Source organism: Streptomyces sp. NPDC031554 (assembly GCF_055580685.1).
This window is the reverse complement of sequence record NZ_JBVIKX010000005.1, coordinates 567,976-586,690: the sequence shown is the minus strand read 5'-3', so window position 1 is coordinate 586,690 and position 18,715 is coordinate 567,976. Positions and strand designations below refer to the sequence as shown.

Below are 18,715 nucleotides of genomic sequence, written 5' to 3'. Positions count from 1 at the left end.
CCGATACGCCGAACGCCCCTCTCCGCGGCACGGGAGCCTCGTGCGCTCCCGTGCGTCGCGGACGCCGGCACCGTCCCCCGGTCAGCGGCCGCGTCGAAAGCGCCTCGTCACGCCACCCACTGCTCGTACGCCAGGTTCGCCACCAGCGCGAAGACCACCGTCAGCAGCACGATCCGGACGAAGCCGCTGCCCTTCTTCAGGGCGGTGTGGGCGCCGAGCATGCCGCCCACGAGGTTGAAGGCGGCCATCGGGAGCGCCAGCTGCCACAGGACCGCCCCCTGCCAGGCGAACGTGGCCAGGGCGCCGGCGTTGGTGCAGCAGTTGACGATCTTGGCGGTGGCGGAGGCGGTGACCAGGTCGAGGTGGAGGACCGCGGTCAGGGCCAGGACGAGGAAGGTGCCCGTGCCGGGGCCGACGAGCCCGTCGTAGAAGCCGATGCCGAGGCCCGCGAGGCCGATCGCGGCGAGGACGCGGCGCGGGCCGGCCGGGCCGGTGGCGGGGGCGGTGCCGAAGGCCGGGCGCAGGATCACGAAGGCGGCGACGCCGAGCAGCACCACCATGATCACCGGCTTGAGGACCTCCGTGCTCATCCCGGCCGCGAGGAAGGCGCCCGCGGAGGACCCGGCGAGCGCGGCGAGCCCGATCCGTACGGCCACCCCCACGTCGACCGGCGCCTTGCGGGCGTACGTCACCGCCGCGCCGGAGGTGCCGACGATCGCGACCGCCTTGTTGGTGCCGAGCGCGTGCGCGGCCGGGGTGCCGGCCGGCAGACCCAGCAGCAGGACCGGCAGCAGCAGGAGCCCGCCCCCGCCCACCACGGCGTCGATCCAGCCGGCCGCGAGCGCGGCGAGACAGAGGAAGGCGACCATGGTCAGCGATATGTCGGGCATGATCGCGACCCTAGGGACCGGATACATGGCCCGTCCATCGAACTGAGGCAGTTCTGAGCTTGAGCCCGGTCACACCCGCCCCCGCCGGGCGGCGGGGAAGCTCACGCCGGGCCCACGGCCCGCCCCGGGAACCCTCACATCAGGGCCCCGCCCCCGCTGAGGGCAGCGTTCCTCGCGGGAAACAACGGTGATGCGGCCGGGTAACCTCCGCACCGCACGCTCGGTGTCATGACCTCGAACGAGCGTGTGGTGGTGATCGGAGCCGGCCTGGCGGGCGTACGCCTGGCCCGCCGGCTCGGTGAGCTGGGCACGCCCGCCCTGCTGATCGGCGAGGAGGAGCACCGGCCCTACAACCGGGTCCTGCTCGCCGAGGTGCTGGCCGGCCGGTACGCCCCCGAGGTGATCGCGCTGCCCGCGCCCGCCGCACTGGTCCGGGCCCGGGTCACCGGAATCGACCGCGAGCGGCGCAGCCTGGCCTGCGCGGACGGCTCGGAGATCGCATACGACACGCTGGTGCTGGCCACCGGCTCCAACCCGGTGCTGCCGCCGCTGCGCGGGCTGTTCACCCCGGACCGGGAACTGCCCGAGGGCGTCCACGCCTTCCGCACCATGGACGACTGCCTGGGGCTGTCGAAGGCGGTCCGGCCGGGCGTGCGGGCCGTCGTCGTCGGCGGCGGGCTCCTCGGGGTCTCCGCCGCCCGCGCGCTCGCCGTCCGCGGCGCGCAGGTGGTCCTCGCCCAGCAGTCCGAGCGGCTCATGGAACGCCAGCTCGACCCCGAGGCCTCGCGGCTGGTGCTGCGGCACCTGCGGGACCTCGGCGTCGAGGTGCACACCGAGTGCCGGGTCCGCGACGTGGCCTGCGCCGGCGGCGCCGTCCGCTCGGTGGAGCTGGCCGACGGGTACGCCCTCGACGCCGACCTGGTGGTCCTGGCCTGCGGCGTCCGTCCGCGCACCGGTCTCGCGAAGGAGGCCGGACTCGCCGTCCGCAAGGGCGTCCTCGTCGACGACGAGCTGCGCACCTCCGACCCGCGCGTCCGCGCGATCGGGGACTGCGTCCAGCACGCGGGCGAGGTCTACGGGCTCGCCGCACCCGCGCTGGAACAGGCGGACGTGCTGGCCGAGTCGCTGGCCGGTGACGCCGGCGCCCGCTACACGGGAACCCGTTCCCTCACCCGCCTCACGCTCCACGGGCGCTCCGGCCCCGGGTACTCCGGCCACGACCTCACCGCCCCCGGCGTCACCGCCTTCGACCTCGCCGCGTTCGGCGAGACCGAGGCGCGCCCCGGCGACGACGTCGTCCGCCTCGCCGACGCCACCCGCGGCACCTACCGCAAGATCGTCGTCCGCGACGACCGCCTGGTCGGCGGCGTGCTCGTCGGCGAACTCGGCACCGTCGGCGCGCTCGCCCGCGCCTGGGAGGGAGCGGAGCCGCTCCCCGACGACGGCCCCCTGCTCCACCTGCTCACCAACGACGGAGGCTCCTGAATGACCGCCACCCCGGGGGCCACCCCCACGATCGTCCTCGTCGGCCACGGCATGGTCGGACAGCGCTTCCTGGAGGCGCTCGCCGACCGCGGGCTGACCGCCACGCACCGCGTGGTCGTGCTGTGCGAGGAGCCGCGCCCCGCCTACGACCGCGTCCAGCTCACCTCGTACTTCTCGGGAAGGACGCCCGAGGACCTCTCCCTGACCGACCCGGGGTTCATCGCGGACCACGGCATCGAGCTGCACGTCGGCGACCCGGCGGAGAGCGTCGACCGCGACGCCCGCACGGTGACCGCCCGCTCGGGCCTGGTCGTCGGCTACGACGTGCTGGTGCTGGCCACCGGCTCCTACCCGTTCGTGCCGCCGGTCCCGGGCAAGGACGCCGAGGGCTGCTTCGTCTACCGCACGATCGAGGACCTCCTCGCCATCGAGGAGTACGCGGCGTCGCGGGCCACGACGGGCGCGGTCGTCGGCGGCGGCCTGCTCGGCCTGGAGGCCGCGGGCGCGCTCAAGGGCCTCGGACTCACCTCCCACATCGTGGAGTTCGCGCCGCGCCTGATGCCGGTGCAGGTCGACGAGGGGGGCGGCGCGGCCCTGCTGCGCACCATCGAGGAGATGGGCCTGAGCGTCCACACGGGCGTCGGCACCCAGGAGATCCTGACGGACGCCTCCGGTGCCGTCACCGGCATGAAGCTGTCCGACGGCTCCGAACTGGCCACCGACCTGGTGGTGTTCAGCGCCGGTGTCCGTCCCCGCGACCAGCTGGCCCGCGCCTCGGGCCTCACGGTCGGCGAGCGCGGCGGCATCGCCGTCGACGAGCGGTGCCGCACGGTCGGCGACCCGCGCGTCTTCGCGATCGGCGAGTGCGCGCTGGCCGCCGACGGCCGGGTGTACGGCCTGGTCGCCCCCGGCTACGAGCAGGCCGAGACGGCGGCCGCGGCCATCGCCGCCGACGAGGGCGAGCGGAAGTCGTTCACCGGCGCCGACCTGTCCACCAAGCTGAAGCTGCTCGGCGTCGACGTGGCCTCCTTCGGCGACGCGCACGGCACCGCCGAGGACTGCCTGGACGTCGTGTACTCCGACTCCCGCTCCGGCCTGTACAAGAAGCTGGTCATCGGCCGCGACGGCACCCTGCTGGGCGGCATCCTGATCGGCGACGCGGACGCCTACGGCACCCTGCGCGCCCTCACCGGCTCCGTCCCGCCGGTCTCCCCCGAGTCGCTGGTCCTGCCCGCCGGGGCCGGCGGCGGCGCTCAGCTCGGCCCGTCCGCGCTCCCCGACGAGGCGGTGGTCTGCTCCTGCCACAACGTCACCAAGGGCACCATCCGCGCCGCGGTCACCGAGCACTCCTGCACCACCGTGCCCGAGGTCAAGAAGTGCACCAAGGCCGGTACCGGCTGCGGCAGTTGCGTCAAGGTCCTCGGTCAGCTCGTCACCGCCGAGCTGGAGGCGAGCGGCGTCGAGGTCGACAAGGGCCTGTGCGGCTGCTTCGCGCAGACCCGCGAGGAGCTGTACGAGATCGTCCTGGCCCTGCGCGTCACCACGTACCAGGACCTGCTCGACCGTTACGGCCGCGACGGCGCGCGCGGCGGCGACGGCTGCGACGTCTGCAAGCCCGCGATCGGCTCGATCATCGCCTCCCTCGCCCCCACCATCGGCGCGAGCGGCTACGTCCTGGACGGCGAGCAGGCGGCGCTGCAGGAGACCAACGACCACTTCCTCGCCAACCTCCAGAAGAACGGCTCCTACTCGGTGGTGCCGCGCATCCCCGGCGGCGAGGTCACCCCCGAGGGCCTGATCGTCATCGGCGAGATCGCCCGCGACTTCGGGCTCTACACGAAGATCACCGGCGGCCAGCGGATCGACATGTTCGGCGCCCGCGTGGAACAGCTCCCCCTGATCTGGACCCGCCTGGTCGACGCCGGCTTCGAGTCGGGCCACGCCTACGGCAAGTCCCTGCGCACCGTGAAGTCCTGCGTCGGACAGACCTGGTGCCGCTACGGCGTCCAGGACTCCGTCCGGATGGCGATCGACCTGGAGCTGCGCTACCGGGGCCTGCGCTCCCCGCACAAGCTGAAGTCCGCCGTCTCCGGCTGCGCCCGCGAGTGCGCCGAGGCCCAGTCCAAGGACTTCGGCGTCATCGCCACCTCCAACGGCTGGAACCTGTACGTCGGCGGCAACGGCGGCGCCACCCCGCGCCACGCCGACCTCCTCGCCCAGGACCTCACCGACACGGAACTGATCCGTCTGATCGACCGGTTCCTGATGTTCTACATCCGCACCGCCGACCGGCTGGAGCGCACCTCGACCTGGCTGGAGCGCGTCCCCGGCGGCCTGGACCACGTGCGGGACGTGGTCGTGGAGGACTCCCTCGGCATCTGCGAGGAGCTGGAGTCCCTGATGGCCGCGCACGTGGCCCACTACGCCGACGAGTGGGCGACCACCATCAACGACCCCGAGAAGCTGGCCCGGTTCGTGTCCTTCGTCAACGCGCCGGACACCCCCGACCCGGTCGTCGGCTTCGTCCCCGAACGCGACCAGATCAAGCCCGATCTGCCGCTGCTCTCCATCGGCCACCGTCCCCTGGAAGGGAGCGCCCAGCGATGACCCTGGCACTCGAGACGACCGACCTGAAGGTCCAGCTCCAGCTCGGCGAGGACTGGTTCACGGTCTGCGACCTGAGCCTGCTGGTCCCCGGCCGCGGCGTGGCGGCACTCCTGCCGGACGGCCGCCAGGCGGCCCTGTTCCGGGACCGGGCGGGAGAGCTGTACGCGGTGGACAACCGCGACCCCTTCAGCGGCGCGGCGGTCCTCTCCCGCGGCCTGACCGGTTCGGCGCAGGGACGGCCGTTCGTGGCCTCGCCCCTGCTCAAGCAGCGCTTCGACCTGCGCAGCGGGCAGTGCCTGGACGACGACGCGGTCCGCGTCGCCACGTACGAGGTGCGGGCCGCGGCCTGACGTCCGGCCGGGCGCGCGGGCGCCCGGTCAGCCGTCGAGGCCGTCGTACGACACCCCGGTCAGCCGTTCCGACTCCGTCCACAGGCGGCGGCCCGCCCGGTCGTCGAGGGTCCAGGGCGCCCGCCACGAGGGTGCGGGCGCCCCCCGCCACATGGCGAGGGACGGGCCGGTGAAGGAGTCGGGGCGCACGTCCGGCGCGGTCGCGGCGTACAGGACGGGCAGGGCGCCGACCTCGGCGGACTGGGCGAAGACGCGGTTGCCCGCGGACATGAGCCGCTCGGCGGTCCGGCGGCCCCGCGCGCGGGGCCCGGCCGTCTGGAGGCCGGTCGCCGCGTACCCGGGGTGCGCGGCCGCCGCGATCACCTCGGCGCCGGACGCCGCCAGCCGGCGCGCCAGCTCGTGCGTGAACAGCAGGTTGGCGGTCTTGGAACGGCCGTAGGCGACCCAACGCCGGTATGTGCGTTCGCTGTTGAGGTCGGCGGGATCGATGTTCCCGAGCAGGTGGGCCATGCTGGAGACGGTCACCACGCGGGCCCGGGGCGCGGCGAGCAGCGCGGGCAGGAGCAGTCCGGTGAGGGCGAAGTGGCCGAGGTGGTTCACGCCGAACTGCGTCTCGAACCCGTCGGCGGTCCTGCCGTACGGCATCGCCATCACGCCCGCGTTGTTGACCAGCAGGTCGAGCCGGGCGTACGGCCGGGCGAACTCCCGGACGGAGGCGAGGTCGCCGAGGTCCAGCCGTCCCAGCTCCACGTCCGCGCCCGGCACCTCGCCGGCCAGGCGGGCCACGGCCTCCCGTCCCCGGGTCTCGCTGCGGCAGGCGAGGACGACCCGGGCCCCCTTGCGGGCCAGCTCGCGCGCGGTGACGTAGCCCAGCCCGCCGTTGGCGCCGGTGACGACGGCGGTGCGGCCGCTCCGGTCGGGGATGTCGTGCGTGTTCCAGCCGGTCATGGCCGTGCTCCCTCCGCTGCTGTCCCCAGCCTAGGCATCTCCCCGTCACAGCGTGTCCACGACACGGTCACCCTGCGCTCGTAGTCTCCCTGACCGCACGACCTCCGCGGCCGGCCGGCCGCGGGGTGTCACGACACCCCTTGGGAGTGAGCGTGGAACGTCGTACCCTCCTGCGCGCGGCCGTCCTCGGCGGGTCCTCCGCGGTGCTCGGCGGAACCCTGTGGCGCGGCGCCGCGTACGCCGCGCCGGCGCAGCCCGGCACGAGCCCGTACGGGGTGCTCGGCGCGCCGGACGCCAACGGCATCAGGCTGCCGAGCGGCTTCACCAGCCGGGTGATCGCCCGCTCCGGGCAGACGGTGCCCGGCACGTCGTACACGTGGCACAACGCCCCCGACGGAGGCGCCTGCTACGCGGACGGCACGGGCTGGATCTACGTCTCCAACTCGGAGATCAACCCGTCCGGCGGGGCGAGCGCGGTGCGGTTCTCCTCGACGGGCACGGTGACCGGCGCGTACCGCGTCCTGTCCGGCACGCGGCAGAACTGCGCGGGCGGGAAGACCCCGTGGAACACCTGGCTGTCGTGCGAGGAGGTGTCGCTGGGATACGTCTACGAGACGGACCCGTGGGGCGTGAACGCGGCCGTGCGGCGGCCGGCGATGGGCCGCTTCAAGCACGAGGCGGCCGCCGCCGACCCGGTGCGCAAGGTGGTCTACCTGACCGAGGACGAGACGGACGGCCGTTTCTACCGCTTCGTGCCGACGACCTGGGGCAGCCTGGCCTCCGGCACGCTCCAGGTGATGGTCGCCGGCAGCGCCACGTCCGGCTCCTTCACCTGGGCGGACGTCCCCGACCCGGACGGCTCCCCCACCACCACCCGCACCCAGGTGTCCGGCGCGAAGTCCTTCAACGGCGGCGAGGGCTGCCACTACGCGGACGACACCGTCTGGTTCACCACGAAGGGCGACAACCGGGTCTGGCAGCTGAACCTCGCGGACAACACCTACGAGCTGGCCTACGACGACTCCCTGGTCTCCGGCACGGCCCCGCTCACCGGGGTCGACAACATCACCGGCTCCGCCTCCGGCGACCTGTTCGTCGCGGAGGACGGCGGCACCATGGAGATCTGCGTGATCACCCCGGCCGACGTGGTCGCCCCGTTCCTGCGCGTCGACGGCCAGTCGGGCTCGGAGATCACCGGCCCGGCCTTCTCCCCCGACGGCACCCGCCTGTACTTCTCCAGCCAGCGCGGCACCTCGGGCAGCTCGTCCGGCGGCATCACGTACGAGGTGAGGGGCCCGTTCCGGGCCTGACCCCGTCGGGGGCACCCGCCCCCACCGGCCGGGCGCCCTACGGTCGTCTCCCTGACACCACCGTCTCAGGGAGACGACATGAGCAACCCGTACATCACCGTTGTCGGTCGAGAAGCTTTGCCACACGTCTCAGGCGACGGTGTACTCCGCGTCCCCGAAGTCCGCGACCACACGCAGTCGGCCGCCGAGCGCCTCCACGTAGGCCCGCAGGGTCGCGACCTCCGTACGATCCAGCTCGCCGTGCTCGATCGCGGAGACCCGAGGTGCTGAAACGCCCATCGACGCGGCCACTTGGCGCTGCGTCAGCGCCTGTTCACGCCTGACCTCCGCAAGCTTGTGAGCGCGTACTTCGGCGGTCAGCCGGTCCATGGCCGCTTGCTTCTCGTGAGGCGACCGCACCGGTAGCCCCGAGGCCGCCCGCCGCTCGCGCGCCCTGCGCTTGGTCTCCTCCCAGCCCACGGTGCTCATTCGTACTCCCTGATCTCAAGATCGGCCACATGCGCGCGGTACCGCTGCTCGGCAAGCGGAATGTTGATGTCGTACCAGCGCTGTCAGTTTCCCGCCTTGTCGCCGGCCACGAGCAGTACCGCCCGGCGCACCGGATCGAAGGCGAAGAGGATACGGATCTCGCTGCCCCCGGACGAGCCCGGCCTCAGCTCCTTCAGGTGATGGTTCTCGGCGCCCTTGATCCGATCGACCAGCGGACGACCCAGCGTCGGGCCTGTGACCGCCGGCATGTCGATGGCGTCTTCCACCTGTTCAGCGCTGCTCCAGTCCTCTTCGGCCAGGGCCTCGAACCACTCCGCGACCTCTCCGACAAGAACCACTTCCCATGGAGCCACGCCCCCCATGTTAACGCAAGCGTTAATTCCACAGCTGATGCGCGAGAGGGCGGCACCCCCGCACAGGGTGCCGCCCTCTCTCGGTGCGCCGGAGCCGCCGCGATCGGTGCTGAGGGTCGGGGACCGCGGCGGCTCCGGGTGGGGAGGGAGGTGGGGGCGGACCGTCAGGGGACCGTCCCCCACCCCCGGCTCAGCGGTGGTCGCTGCCCTCCGACCGGGTCGCCGCCCGTCCCGCCTCGAGGCGGGCGACCGGGATGCGGAAGGGCGAGCAGGACACGTAGTCGAGGCCGACCTCGTGGAAGAAGTGCACGGACTCCGGGTCGCCGCCGTGCTCGCCGCAGACACCGAGCTTCAGGTCGGGGCGGGTCGCGCGGCCGGCCTCGGCGGCGGCCTTCACGAGGGAGCCGACGCCGTCCTTGTCGATGGTCTCGAAGGGGGAGACCCCGAAGATGCCCTTCTCCAGGTAGGCGGTGAAGAAGGATGCCTCGACGTCGTCGCGGCTGAAGCCCCACACGGTCTGGGTGAGGTCGTTCGTGCCGAAGGAGAAGAACTCCGCCGCCTCCGCGATCTGACCGGCGGTCAGCGCGGCGCGCGGCAGCTCGATCATCGTGCCGATCGACAGCTTCAGCGACACCCCCGTCGCCGCCTCGACCTCGGCGACGACCTGGTCGGCCTCCTCGCGGACGATCTCCAGCTCCTGGACGGTGCCGACGAGCGGGATCATGATCTCGGCACGCGGGTCGCCCTTGGCGTCCTTGCGCTCGGCCGCGGCCTCGGCGATGGCGCGGACCTGCATGGTGAACAGGCCGGGGATGACCAGGCCGAGGCGTACGCCGCGCAGGCCCAGCATCGGGTTCTGCTCGTGGAGGCGGTGGACCGCCTGGAGCAGGCGCAGCTCGTTCTCGTGCGGCTCCTGGCGGGACTCCGCGAGCGCCACGCGCACCGACAGCTCGGTGATGTCGGGCAGGAACTCGTGCAGCGGCGGGTCGAGGAGACGGATGGTGACCGGCAGGCCGTCCATCGCCGAGAACAGCTCCACGAAGTCCTTCTTCTGGAGCGGCAGGAGCGCCTTCAGCGACTCCTCGCGCTCGGTCTCCGTGTCCGCCAGGATCAGGCGCTCGACCAGCTCGCGGCGGTCGCCGAGGAACATGTGCTCGGTGCGGCACAGGCCGATGCCCTGGGCGCCGAAGCGGCGGGCGCGCAGCGCGTCCTCGGCGTTGTCGGCGTTGGCGCGGACCCGCAGGCGACGCTTGCGGTCGGCGAACGCCATGATCCGGTGGACGGCCTCGACCAGTTCGTCGGCGTCGTTGGCGCCCGCGTGCATGCGGCCCTCGAAGTACTCCACGACGGGGGACGGGACCACCGGGACCTCGCCCAGGTAGACCTTGCCGCTCGAACCGTCGATCGAGATCAGGTCGCCCTCCTCGACGACGTGCCCGCCGGGCACCGTCATCCGGCGGCGCTTGGTGTCGACCTCCAGCTCCTCCGCGCCGCAGACGCAGGTCTTGCCCATGCCGCGGGCGACGACCGCCGCGTGCGAGGTCTTGCCGCCGCGCGAGGTGAGGATGCCCTCCGCGGCGATCATGCCGTCGAGGTCGTCGGGGTTGGTCTCGCGGCGGACCAGGATGACCTTCTCGCCCGAGCGGGACCACTTGACGGCGGTGTAGGAGTCGAAGACCGCCTTGCCGACCGCGGCGCCCGGGGAGGCGGCGATGCCCCGGCCGACCTGCGCGGCCTTGGCCTGCTCGTCGAAGCGGGGGAACATCAGCTGGGCGAGCTGGGCGCCGTTGACCCGCTGGAGGGCCTCGGTCTCGTCGATGAGGCCCTGGTCGACGAGCTGGATGGCGATGCGGAAGGCCGCGCCGGCCGTGCGCTTGCCGACCCGGGTCTGGAGCATCCACAGCTGACCGCGCTCGATGGTGAACTCGATGTCGCAGAGGTCCTTGTAGTGGTTCTCCAGCGTCTCCATGATCTGCATCAGCTGGTCGTAGGACTTCTTGTCGATGGACTCCAGCTCGGCGAGCGGGACCGTGTTGCGGATGCCGGCGACGACGTCCTCGCCCTGGGCGTTCTGGAGGTAGTCGCCGTAGACGCCCTGGTGGCCGGAGGCGGGGTCGCGGGTGAAGGCGACACCGGTGCCGGAGTCGGGGCCGAGGTTGCCGAAGACCATGGAACAGACGTTGACCGCGGTGCCCAGGTCGTGCGGGATGCGCTCCTGGCGGCGGTAGAGCTTGGCGCGGTCGGTGTTCCAGGAGTCGAAGACCGCGTGGATGGCGAGGTCCATCTGCTCGCGCGGGTCCTGCGGGAAGTCCCGGCCGGCCTCGGTCTTGACGATCCTCTTGAAGCGGGTGACCAGCTTCTTGAGGTCGGCGGCCTCCAGCTCGGTGTCGACCGTGACCCGCTTGGCCTGCTTGGCGGCCTCCAGCGCCTCCTCGAAGAGGTCGCCGTCGACGCCGAGGACGGTCTTGCCGAACATCTGGATCAGGCGCCGGTAGGAGTCCCAGGCGAAGCGGTCGTCGCCGGCCTGCCTGGCCAGGCCCTGGACCGACTTGTCGGAGAGGCCGATGTTGAGGACGGTGTCCATCATGCCGGGCATCGAGAACTTGGCGCCGGAGCGGACGGAGACGAGCAGGGGGTCGTCGGCCTGGCCGAGCTTCTTGCCCATCCTCGCCTCGAGGGCGTCGAGGTGCGCACTCACCTCGTCACGCAGTGCCGCCGGCTCCTCGCCGCTGTCGAGGTAGACCTTGCAGGCCTCGGTGGTGATGGTGAACCCGGGCGGCACCGGCAGGCCGAGGTTGGTCATCTCGGCGAGGTTGGCACCCTTGCCCCCGAGGAGGTCCTTGAGGTTCTTGTTGCCCTCGGTGAAGTCGTAGACGAACTTCACGGCCTCAACGCTCGTGGCCGTTCCGGCTACCGGGAGATCTTTGTTTTCCGACACGGGTCTCGACTCCTCGAGGACGCGGTGGCTGCCCTGACGGCCAGGAACATACCCAGATCGAAGGCACCTGGGTACGTCCACTTGTGCGTCATGCGCCCGTAACCAGACGTCCGCCACCGGATCGAAAGTCACGGCATGGCCGACACGGAGCAGCCGATGTCTTCACCTCTTGAACGCATCACCTTCCGCATGCCCTTTTTGGCGCTCATGTGAGCACCCATCGCCACGCTTGATTTCGATCGATGAACGATCAAAGGGTGGCACTGAGTGCCACCCTTTGAGGAAGTGCAAACGAGCGCGCACCGCTCATATGAGCGCTACCCCTATCAAGGGTGGCGAGAATCACGCTTCCACAGGCCGTCGGATTTCACCATCCGGACGCTCTCCCGGACGCGACCCCGGCCTGCCCCGGAACGGAAACACGCTCGTCACGCGCCCGCGGCCCGGCGCCGGCCACACCCGCCGCCCGGCCCTCACCGCCCGGCATCCGGCGCCCTCACCGCCCGGCACCCGGCACCCGGCACCCTCGCCCACCCGGCGTCCGCCTCCGTTCACATGCCCAGCGCCAGCAGCCGCTCCTCCACCCGTGCGGGCGCGTACAGGTGCTCCACCACCAGCGCGCCGGCCCCCACCAGGCCCGCCCGCTCCCCCAGCCGCGAGGTCACCACCTCCAGCCGGGCCGTGGAGCGGGGCAGTGCCCGCTGGTACAGCAGCTCCCGCACGCCGGTGACGAAGGAGGTGCCGGCCAGGTCCCCGGCGATCATCAGCACGCCCGGGTTGAGCAGCGTCACGACGGTCGCCAGCACGTCGCCGACCTGGCGTCCGGCCTCGCGGGCCAGCGCGGCCGCGCCCGGGTGCCCGGCGGCGAGCAGGTCGCGCACGTCCGAGCCGGAGGCCGCGGGCACCCCGGTCTCGGCCAGCCTGCGGGCCACCGCGCCGCCGCTGGCGACGGCCGCGAGACAGCCGCGGGAGCCGCAGCGGCACAGCGCCTCGGAGCCCACCCGGATGTGCCCGATGTCGCCGGCGCCGCCGTCGACGCCCCGGAAGACCTCGCCGTCGACCACGACCCCGGCGCCGATCCCGGTGGACACCTTGACCAGCACGAACGCCGAGCAGTCGGGGTATCCGGTGCGCTGCTCGCCGTAGGCCATGAGGTTGGCGTCGTTGTCGACGAGGACGGGGACGGACGCGGCGCCCGTGTGCTCCGCGAGGGCGCGGGCGAGCCGGCCGCGGATGTCGTAGCCGTCCCAGCCGGGCATGATCGGCGGCTGGACCACCCGGCCGGTCTCGCTGTCGACCGGGCCGGGCACGGCGAGGCCGACGCCGCACACCTCGTGCGCGCCGCGGCCGGTCTTCTCCAGGAGGTGCGCGAACCAGCCGCCCAGCTCGCCGAGGACGGCGTCCGGGCCCTCCTCGACGGCCGGTGTGCCCGCGTGCTCGGCGAGGACCTCGCCGGTCAGGGACAGCACCGCCGCGCGCGCGTGCCGGGTGTCGAGGTCGGCGGCGAGGACGACGGCGTGCGCGTCGTCGAACTCGAGCGTGATGGAGGGGCGGCCGCCCAGCGGGGAGTCGACGGGGCCGCCCGCACCCTCGCGCAGCCAGCCCGCGCGGAAGAGCCGGTCCAGGCGTTGTCCGACCGTGGCCCGGGAGAGTCCGGTGACCTGCTGGAGGGCGCCGCGCGTGGTGGCCCGGCCGGTGCGTACCAGCGTGAGCAGATCTCCGGCGCCGGCCTGGCCTCCGCCCCTGCCCGTCCGTCCGGGCTGTCCGGTCATGCGCACCCCCTTGTGTTTCCTGACTCTGCATTACATATTGAGTTCTGCGTGTTAAATAGACGTAACTCTGCGGTAGCCGCTGCCGAACCGGTCGACCGTGGCACTGTCGTCTCGTTCTTCGGGGAGCCCCGAGTGGATCGCACCGCCCAGCTCGTCACCCGCCCCACGGAGTACCCCTCCGTATACGATCCGACCTCTCCGGCCGGATCGCCGCACCTCAGGGCCATGGAAGTGCTGGACCGCAACTGGACCGGAACCTCGACGGTGCCCTCGCGCGGCCTGTACCCGCACCAGTGGTCCTGGGACTCGGCGTTCGTCGCGATCGGGCTGCGGCACGTCTCCCCGCGCCGGGCGCAGACCGAGCTGGAGACGCTGCTGGACGCCCAGTGGGGCGACGGGCGCATCCCGCACATCGTCTTCAACCCCTCCGTACCGCTCGACGCGTACTTCCCGAGCCCCGACTTCTGGCGCTCCTCGATCGCGGGGCGCGCTGCGGGCGCCCCGCGCACCGTACAGACCTCCGGCATCGTGCAGCCACCGGTGCACGCGCTGGCGGCCTGGCTGGTGCACCGCGCCGACCCCGGACTGTCGCGGGCGCGCGGCTTCCTCGCCCGGGCCTACCCCCGGCTGGCCGCCTGGCACCGCTACCTGCTGCACCGGCGGGACCTGGGGGGCGGCGGCCTGGCGTCGATCGTGCACCCCTGGGAGCAGGGGATGGACAACGCCCCCTCCTGGGACGTGCCGCTCGCCCGCGTCGCCCCGGCCCCGGCCCGCTCCTTCCGGCGGGCCGACCTCGCCCACGGGGCGTCGCAGGACCGGCCGACGGACCTGGACTACGGGCGGTACGTGCGGCTGGCGGCGGACTACCGGGACGGGGGCTACCGGGACGGGCTGGGCGGGGGAAGGGGGAACGGGCTGGGCGGGGGAAGAGGGGCCGGGCCGGGCGGGGGAAGAGGGGCCGGCCGGGCCGCCTTCGCCGTCGAGGACCCCGCGTTCAACGCCCTGCTCATCGCCTCCGAGCACGCGCTGGCCCGGATCGCGCGGGAGCTGGGGGCCACCGGCACCGCCCGGCACGCGCGCGCGGAGCGGCTGACGGCGGCGCTCGTCGAGCGGCTGTGGGACCCCGCCGAGGGCCTGTTCCTCTGCCGGGACCTGCGCGGCGGCGGCCCGATCCGGGAGCGCGGGGTCACCGGGCTGGTCCCGCTGCTGCTGCCCGGCCTGCCCCACGAGATCGTCTCCGCCCTCGTGCGCACCCTGCGCGGCCCGCACTTCGGGGTGGGCGTCACCACCCGTCTCGCCCCCAGCTACGACCTGCTCGGCGAGGCCTTCGACCCGCACCGCTACTGGCGGGGGCCGGCCTGGTTCAACACGAGCTGGCTCGTCGAGCGGGGTCTGCGGCTGCACGGCGAGCGCGCGGACGCGGACGCGCTGCGCGAGGCCGTGCTGGACCTCGCCGACTCCTCGGACTTCGCCGAGTACGTCGACCCGTACACCGGCGAGGCCTGCGGGGCGACCGGCTTCAGCTGGACCGCCGCGCTCGCGCTCGACCTGCTGCACGACACGGAAGGCGTGCCCTGCGGCACGGACATCGTCAGGGACGACAGCTCCTTCGAGGGAGGGGACCGGGGATGACGGACCGGCATCATCTGCTCGTGCACGGCGGGACGTTCGCCGCCGTCGGCGACCGGGGGGACATCAGCGGCGTGCGCGGCGCCGGGTCACCCGACGGGTTGTTCGTCAGGGACGCGCGCCACCTCAGCCGCTGGCAGCTCACCGTGGACGGGGCGGTGCCCGAGGTGCTCGTGCCCGTCGCGGACGGGGACGCGGCGCGCTGCGTGCTGGTGCCGCGCGGTGGCCGCACGGAGCCGCCGCCGTGCACGCTCTTCCGCGAACAGGCGGTGGGCGACGGCTCGTTCGTCGAGTCGCTGCGGGTGGTCGGCAACCGTCCGGTGCCGCTGACGGTCCGGCTGGCGCTCACCGTCGACGCCGACTTCACCGACCAGTTCGAACTCCGCTCCGACCACCGCACCTACGCCAAGACCGGCGCGGTCCGCCACCGCCAGGTCCTCGACGACGGAGTGGAGTTCAGCTACCGGCGCGGCGAGTGGCGGTCCGTCACGACGGTGACCGCCGACCCCGCGCCGGACGGTGTGGAGGAGACCGGCACCGGCGCCCGGCGCCTGGTGTGGACCCTGGAACTGGAGCCGCACGGCTCCGCCGGACTGACGCTGCGGGTGATGGCCCGCCCGCACGGCGAGAAGCGGGCCCTGCGCGTCCCCAGCTTCCCGGCCGCGCTGACCGCGAAGCTGCTCGCGCGGGAGGGCGAGTTCATGGAGGGCGTGGCCTTCCCCACCGGCTGGCCCGAACTGGCGGCCGCCTGCGCGCGGGGCCTCGCCGACCTGGCCGCGCTCCAGGTCCCCGCGACCGGGCCGGACGGCGAGGAACTGCGCGTCCCGGCCGCCGGCGCCCCCTGGTTCCTGACCCTGCTGGGCCGCGACGCCCTGCTCACCTCGCTCTTCGCCCTGCCCTACCGGCCCGCCCCGGCCGCCGCCACGCTCCTGGCGCTGGCCGCGTCCCAGGCCACCGAGACCGGCCCGGAGTCGGTGGCCCAGCCCGGCAAGATCGTCCACGAGGTGCGGCACGGCGAACTCGCCCACTTCCACCAGGTCCCCTACGGCCGCTACTACGGCTCCGTGGACGCCACCCCCCTCTTCCTCGTCCTGCTGGGCACCTACGTCGAACGGACCGGCGACACGGCCCTCGCCCGCCGGCTGGAGCCGCACGCCCGCGCGGCCGTCGGCTGGATGCTCGACCACGGCGGCCTCACCTCGCGCGGCTACCTGGTCTACCGCGCCGACCGGGGCGGCCTCGCCAACCAGAACTGGAAGGACTCCCCCGGCGCCATCTGCTCGGCCGACGGCACCCGCCCCTCGGGCCCGGTCACGGCGGCCGGGGCCCAGGGCTACGCGTACGACGCGCTGCGCCGGACCGCGTCCGTGGCGCGCACGGCGTGGCGGGACGAGACCTACGCGGCCCTGCTCGAACAGGCCGCCGCCGATCTGCGCGACCGCTTCCAGCGGGACTTCTGGATGCGCGAGCACTCCTTCCCGGCGCTCGCGCTGGACGGCGAGGGCCGCCAGGTCGACGCGCTCGCCTCGGACGCCGGCCACCTGCTGTGGTCGGGGCTGCTGGACAAGGAGTACGGCGAACTGGTCGGCCGGCGGCTGCTGGAGCCGGACTTCTTCTCCGGCTGGGGCGTGCGCACGCTGGCGGCCGGGCAGCCGGCGTACCACCCGCTGTCGTACCACCGCGGTTCGGTGTGGCCGCACGACAACGCGCTGATCGCCCTGGGGCTGGCCCGCTACGGCCTGCACGACGAGGCCCGTGCCGTCGCGCACGGGCTGGTCGACGCGGCCACCGCGACCGGCCACCGGCTGCCCGAGGTGCTCGCGGGCTACGGTCGCGACACCCACGCGGAACCGGTGCCGTACCCGCACGCGTGCGTGCGGGAGTCCCGCTCGGCGGCCGCCCCGCTGGCCCTGCTCACGGCGGTGGGCGGAGCGTAGCGTCGCGCTTGACCGGGCGTTTGCCCGGTGTTTGCCGGCCGCTCGCCGGGAGCGGTGAACACCGGGCCCGGGCACGCCGTACGGAACGGTGGCGGATCCGGTCCCACCACCGGATCCGCCGATCCGCCCGGATTCGTACGGAAGGACCCCTCGGGTGCCTGTCTTCACACGGTCTCGTGACCTGCCCGCCTCCCGCGACGGCTCGCCCGGGGGTGCCGGCGACGCCGGGGCGGCCGTGGAGGCGGGGGCGCCGGAGAGCGGGGCCGTGCCGCGGCGCGGGATCGTCTCCCTCGTCGCCTCCCGCGTCGCGTACGGGTGGGCCTGGCGGGGCCGGCATCCGCGGGCGGCGCGCGCGCTGTGGTGGACGACGACCGTGCTGGCCCTGGTGCTCGTGCTCGGGGCGATGGTGCTGCCCAACCAGGTGCACCTCCTGCGGGCCGACCGGCTGCTGCGGCTGCCCGGCGAGGCGATCGTCTCGGCGGCCGTGCTGCTGTCGCTGCCGCGCCGCCCCCGTCTGGTGGCCGCGGTGGCGCTCGGGACCGGCCTCGCGGCGCTGACCGTGGTCGACGTCCTGGACATGGCGTACTCCGAGTACCTGGGCCGCGGCTTCAACCTGGTCCTGGACTGGGGTCTGCTGGACGACGCGCAGTCCTACGTCGCGGACTCGATGGGCGCCGCCACCGCCCTCGCCGCCACGATCGGGCTGCTCCTGCTGGTCGCCGCGCTGTTCGTGGTGATGGCGCTGGCGTCGGTGCGGCTGAGCGAGGTGCTGGCGCGCGACGTCCCCGCGGCGACCCGCGGCACGCTGGTCGCCGGCACGGTCTGGATCACCTGCTCCGTCCTGTCGGTCCAGTACGCCGGACAGCCCCTCGCCTTCCACCGTGCGGTGGACGCCGTCACCGTCAAGACCAAGGAGGTGCGGCAGACCCTCGCGGACGAGGCCGCGTTCGCGAAGGAGGCCCGCGCGGACGCCTTCGGCGACACCCCGCCCGACCAGCTCGTGCCCGACCTGCGCGGCAAGGACGTGATCTTCGCCTTCATCGAGAGCTACGGCCGCAGCGCGATCGAGGACCCGGTGATGTCCCCCGGCGTCGACCGGACGCTCACCGCGAGCACCGCCGCGCTGGCGAAGGCCGGCTACCGCGCGAAAAGCGGCTGGCTGACCTCGGCGACCTTCGGCGGCAGCAGCTGGCTCGGCCACTCCAGCACGCTGTCCGGGCTGTGGATCGACAACCAGCAGCGCTACCGCACGGTCATGAACAGCGACCGCCTCAGCCTGCCGAAGATCTTCCAGAAGACCGGGGCCTGGGACACGGTGGGGGTGATGCCCGGGATCCAGAAGGCGTGGCCCGAGCAGAAGCACTACGGCCTCGAGAAGGTCTACAACGCCTTCCAGATGGGCTACCAGGGGCCGAAGTTCAGCTGGTCGACGATGCCCGACCAGTACGCGCTGGAGGCGTTCCAGCGCCTGGAGCACGGCAGGGCACGCGACAAGCCGCTGATGTCGGAGATCATCCTGACCTCCAGCCACCAGCCGTGGGCCCCGCTGCCAAAGATGGTCGACTGGAACGAGGTGGGCGACGGCTCGGTCTTCGACGGCATCCAGAAGGCCGGCGAGAAGGCGTCCGACGTCATCGCCGACTCCACCAGGTCCCGCGAGGCGTACGGCAGGTCGATCGAGTACTCGGTGACGGCCCTGACCCAGTGGCTGGAGCGCTACGGCACCGAGGACACCGTCCTGGTCTTCCTCGGCGACCACCAGCCCATCGCCCGGGTCAGCGGCGACGACGCCAGCCGTGACGTGCCGGTCTCGGTCGTCGCCAAGGACCCGGCGGTCCTCGACAAGATCGCCGCCTGGAAGTGGACCGACGGCCTCAGGCCGGCCCACGACGCCCCGGTCTGGAGGATGGACCGCTTCCGGGACCGCTTCCTGACGGCGTACGGATCGACCCCGCATCCGTCGGAGGGCTGACCCGGACCCGGCGGGGCGCGGGAGGCGGGGGGCGG

The 18,715-nt window shown here is 73.2% G+C and carries 12 protein-coding genes and 1 pseudogene; 7 read left to right on the top strand and 6 right to left on the bottom strand.

Annotated features, from left to right (window positions below; genetic code table 11):
* Positions 1 to 107: 107 nt before the first annotated feature.
* A complete protein-coding gene (locus tag ACZ5FU_RS17280; RefSeq protein ID WP_451530103.1) occupies positions 108 to 890 on the bottom strand; it encodes a sulfite exporter TauE/SafE family protein in 783 nt (260 codons plus the stop codon).
* A 228-nt stretch (positions 891 to 1,118) separates the two neighbouring features.
* Between ACZ5FU_RS17280 and ACZ5FU_RS17275 the strand changes: the two genes are divergently transcribed.
* From ACZ5FU_RS17275 to nirD, 3 genes are read left to right on the top strand one after another with little or no spacing between them, the layout of a single operon-like run.
* Positions 1,119 to 2,375: an NAD(P)/FAD-dependent oxidoreductase gene (locus ACZ5FU_RS17275; protein WP_468642770.1), complete on the top strand. Its 1,257-nt coding sequence runs from the start codon at positions 1,119 to 1,121 to the stop codon at positions 2,373 to 2,375.
* The gene (nirB, locus tag ACZ5FU_RS17270; protein WP_468836001.1) at positions 2,376 to 4,982 is read left to right on the top strand and encodes a nitrite reductase large subunit NirB; all 2,607 of its coding nucleotides are present in this window, start codon (positions 2,376 to 2,378) and stop codon (positions 4,980 to 4,982) included.
* Positions 4,979 to 5,332 (top strand): nitrite reductase small subunit NirD, encoded by a 354-nt coding sequence (gene nirD / locus ACZ5FU_RS17265; RefSeq protein ID WP_451530106.1) that lies wholly within the window; start codon positions 4,979 to 4,981, stop codon positions 5,330 to 5,332. The genes nirB and nirD overlap by 4 nt, the downstream gene beginning before the upstream one ends.
* Before the next feature lie 27 nt (positions 5,333 to 5,359).
* Here nirD and ACZ5FU_RS17260 read toward each other — a convergent pair whose 3' ends face one another.
* Complete coding sequence (locus ACZ5FU_RS17260; protein ID WP_451530107.1) at positions 5,360 to 6,280, bottom strand: oxidoreductase; 921 nt, start codon at positions 6,278 to 6,280, stop codon at positions 5,360 to 5,362.
* 152 nt (positions 6,281 to 6,432) lie between these two features.
* Here ACZ5FU_RS17260 and ACZ5FU_RS17255 point away from each other — a divergent pair, with 152 nt between their 5' ends.
* Positions 6,433 to 7,590, top strand: coding sequence for an alkaline phosphatase PhoX (locus ACZ5FU_RS17255; protein WP_469045505.1), 1,158 nt, complete (start codon positions 6,433 to 6,435; stop codon positions 7,588 to 7,590).
* A 129-nt stretch (positions 7,591 to 7,719) separates the two neighbouring features.
* Here the strand turns inward: ACZ5FU_RS17255 and ACZ5FU_RS17250 are convergent, their stop codons facing one another.
* From ACZ5FU_RS17250 to ACZ5FU_RS17235, 4 genes and pseudogenes are all read right to left on the bottom strand, one after another.
* Entirely contained in the window at positions 7,720 to 8,058 is a 339-nt protein-coding gene (locus ACZ5FU_RS17250) for an XRE family transcriptional regulator (RefSeq protein WP_451530109.1), read from the bottom strand.
* Positions 8,055 to 8,441, bottom strand: a pseudogene (locus ACZ5FU_RS17245) (type II toxin-antitoxin system RelE/ParE family toxin). The gene ACZ5FU_RS17250 and the pseudogene ACZ5FU_RS17245 overlap by 4 nt, the downstream one beginning before the upstream one ends.
* A 181-nt stretch (positions 8,442 to 8,622) precedes the next feature.
* Positions 8,623 to 11,370: a pyruvate, phosphate dikinase gene (gene ppdK, locus ACZ5FU_RS17240; protein WP_469045504.1), complete on the bottom strand. Its 2,748-nt coding sequence runs from the start codon at positions 11,368 to 11,370 to the stop codon at positions 8,623 to 8,625.
* A 551-nt stretch (positions 11,371 to 11,921) separates the two neighbouring features.
* Entirely contained in the window at positions 11,922 to 13,142 is a 1,221-nt protein-coding gene (locus ACZ5FU_RS17235; RefSeq protein ID WP_469045503.1) for an ROK family protein, read from the bottom strand.
* 132 nt (positions 13,143 to 13,274) lie between these two features.
* Here ACZ5FU_RS17235 and ACZ5FU_RS17230 point away from each other — a divergent pair, with 132 nt between their 5' ends.
* The 3 genes from ACZ5FU_RS17230 to ACZ5FU_RS17220 all read left to right on the top strand — a co-directional run bounded on the left by ACZ5FU_RS17230 (position 13,275) and on the right by ACZ5FU_RS17220 (position 18,680).
* Positions 13,275 to 14,774 carry an MGH1-like glycoside hydrolase domain-containing protein gene (locus ACZ5FU_RS17230; protein WP_469045502.1) on the top strand — a complete coding sequence of 500 codons (1,500 nt, stop codon included), beginning with the start codon at positions 13,275 to 13,277 and terminating at the stop codon, positions 14,772 to 14,774.
* Positions 14,771 to 16,708 (top strand): amylo-alpha-1,6-glucosidase, encoded by a 1,938-nt coding sequence (locus ACZ5FU_RS17225; protein WP_469045501.1) that lies wholly within the window; start codon positions 14,771 to 14,773, stop codon positions 16,706 to 16,708. The genes ACZ5FU_RS17230 and ACZ5FU_RS17225 overlap by 4 nt, the downstream gene beginning before the upstream one ends.
* Before the next feature lie 154 nt (positions 16,709 to 16,862).
* Positions 16,863 to 18,680: an alkaline phosphatase family protein gene (locus tag ACZ5FU_RS17220; RefSeq protein WP_469045500.1), complete on the top strand. Its 1,818-nt coding sequence runs from the start codon at positions 16,863 to 16,865 to the stop codon at positions 18,678 to 18,680.
* Positions 18,681 to 18,715 lie beyond the last annotated feature (35 nt).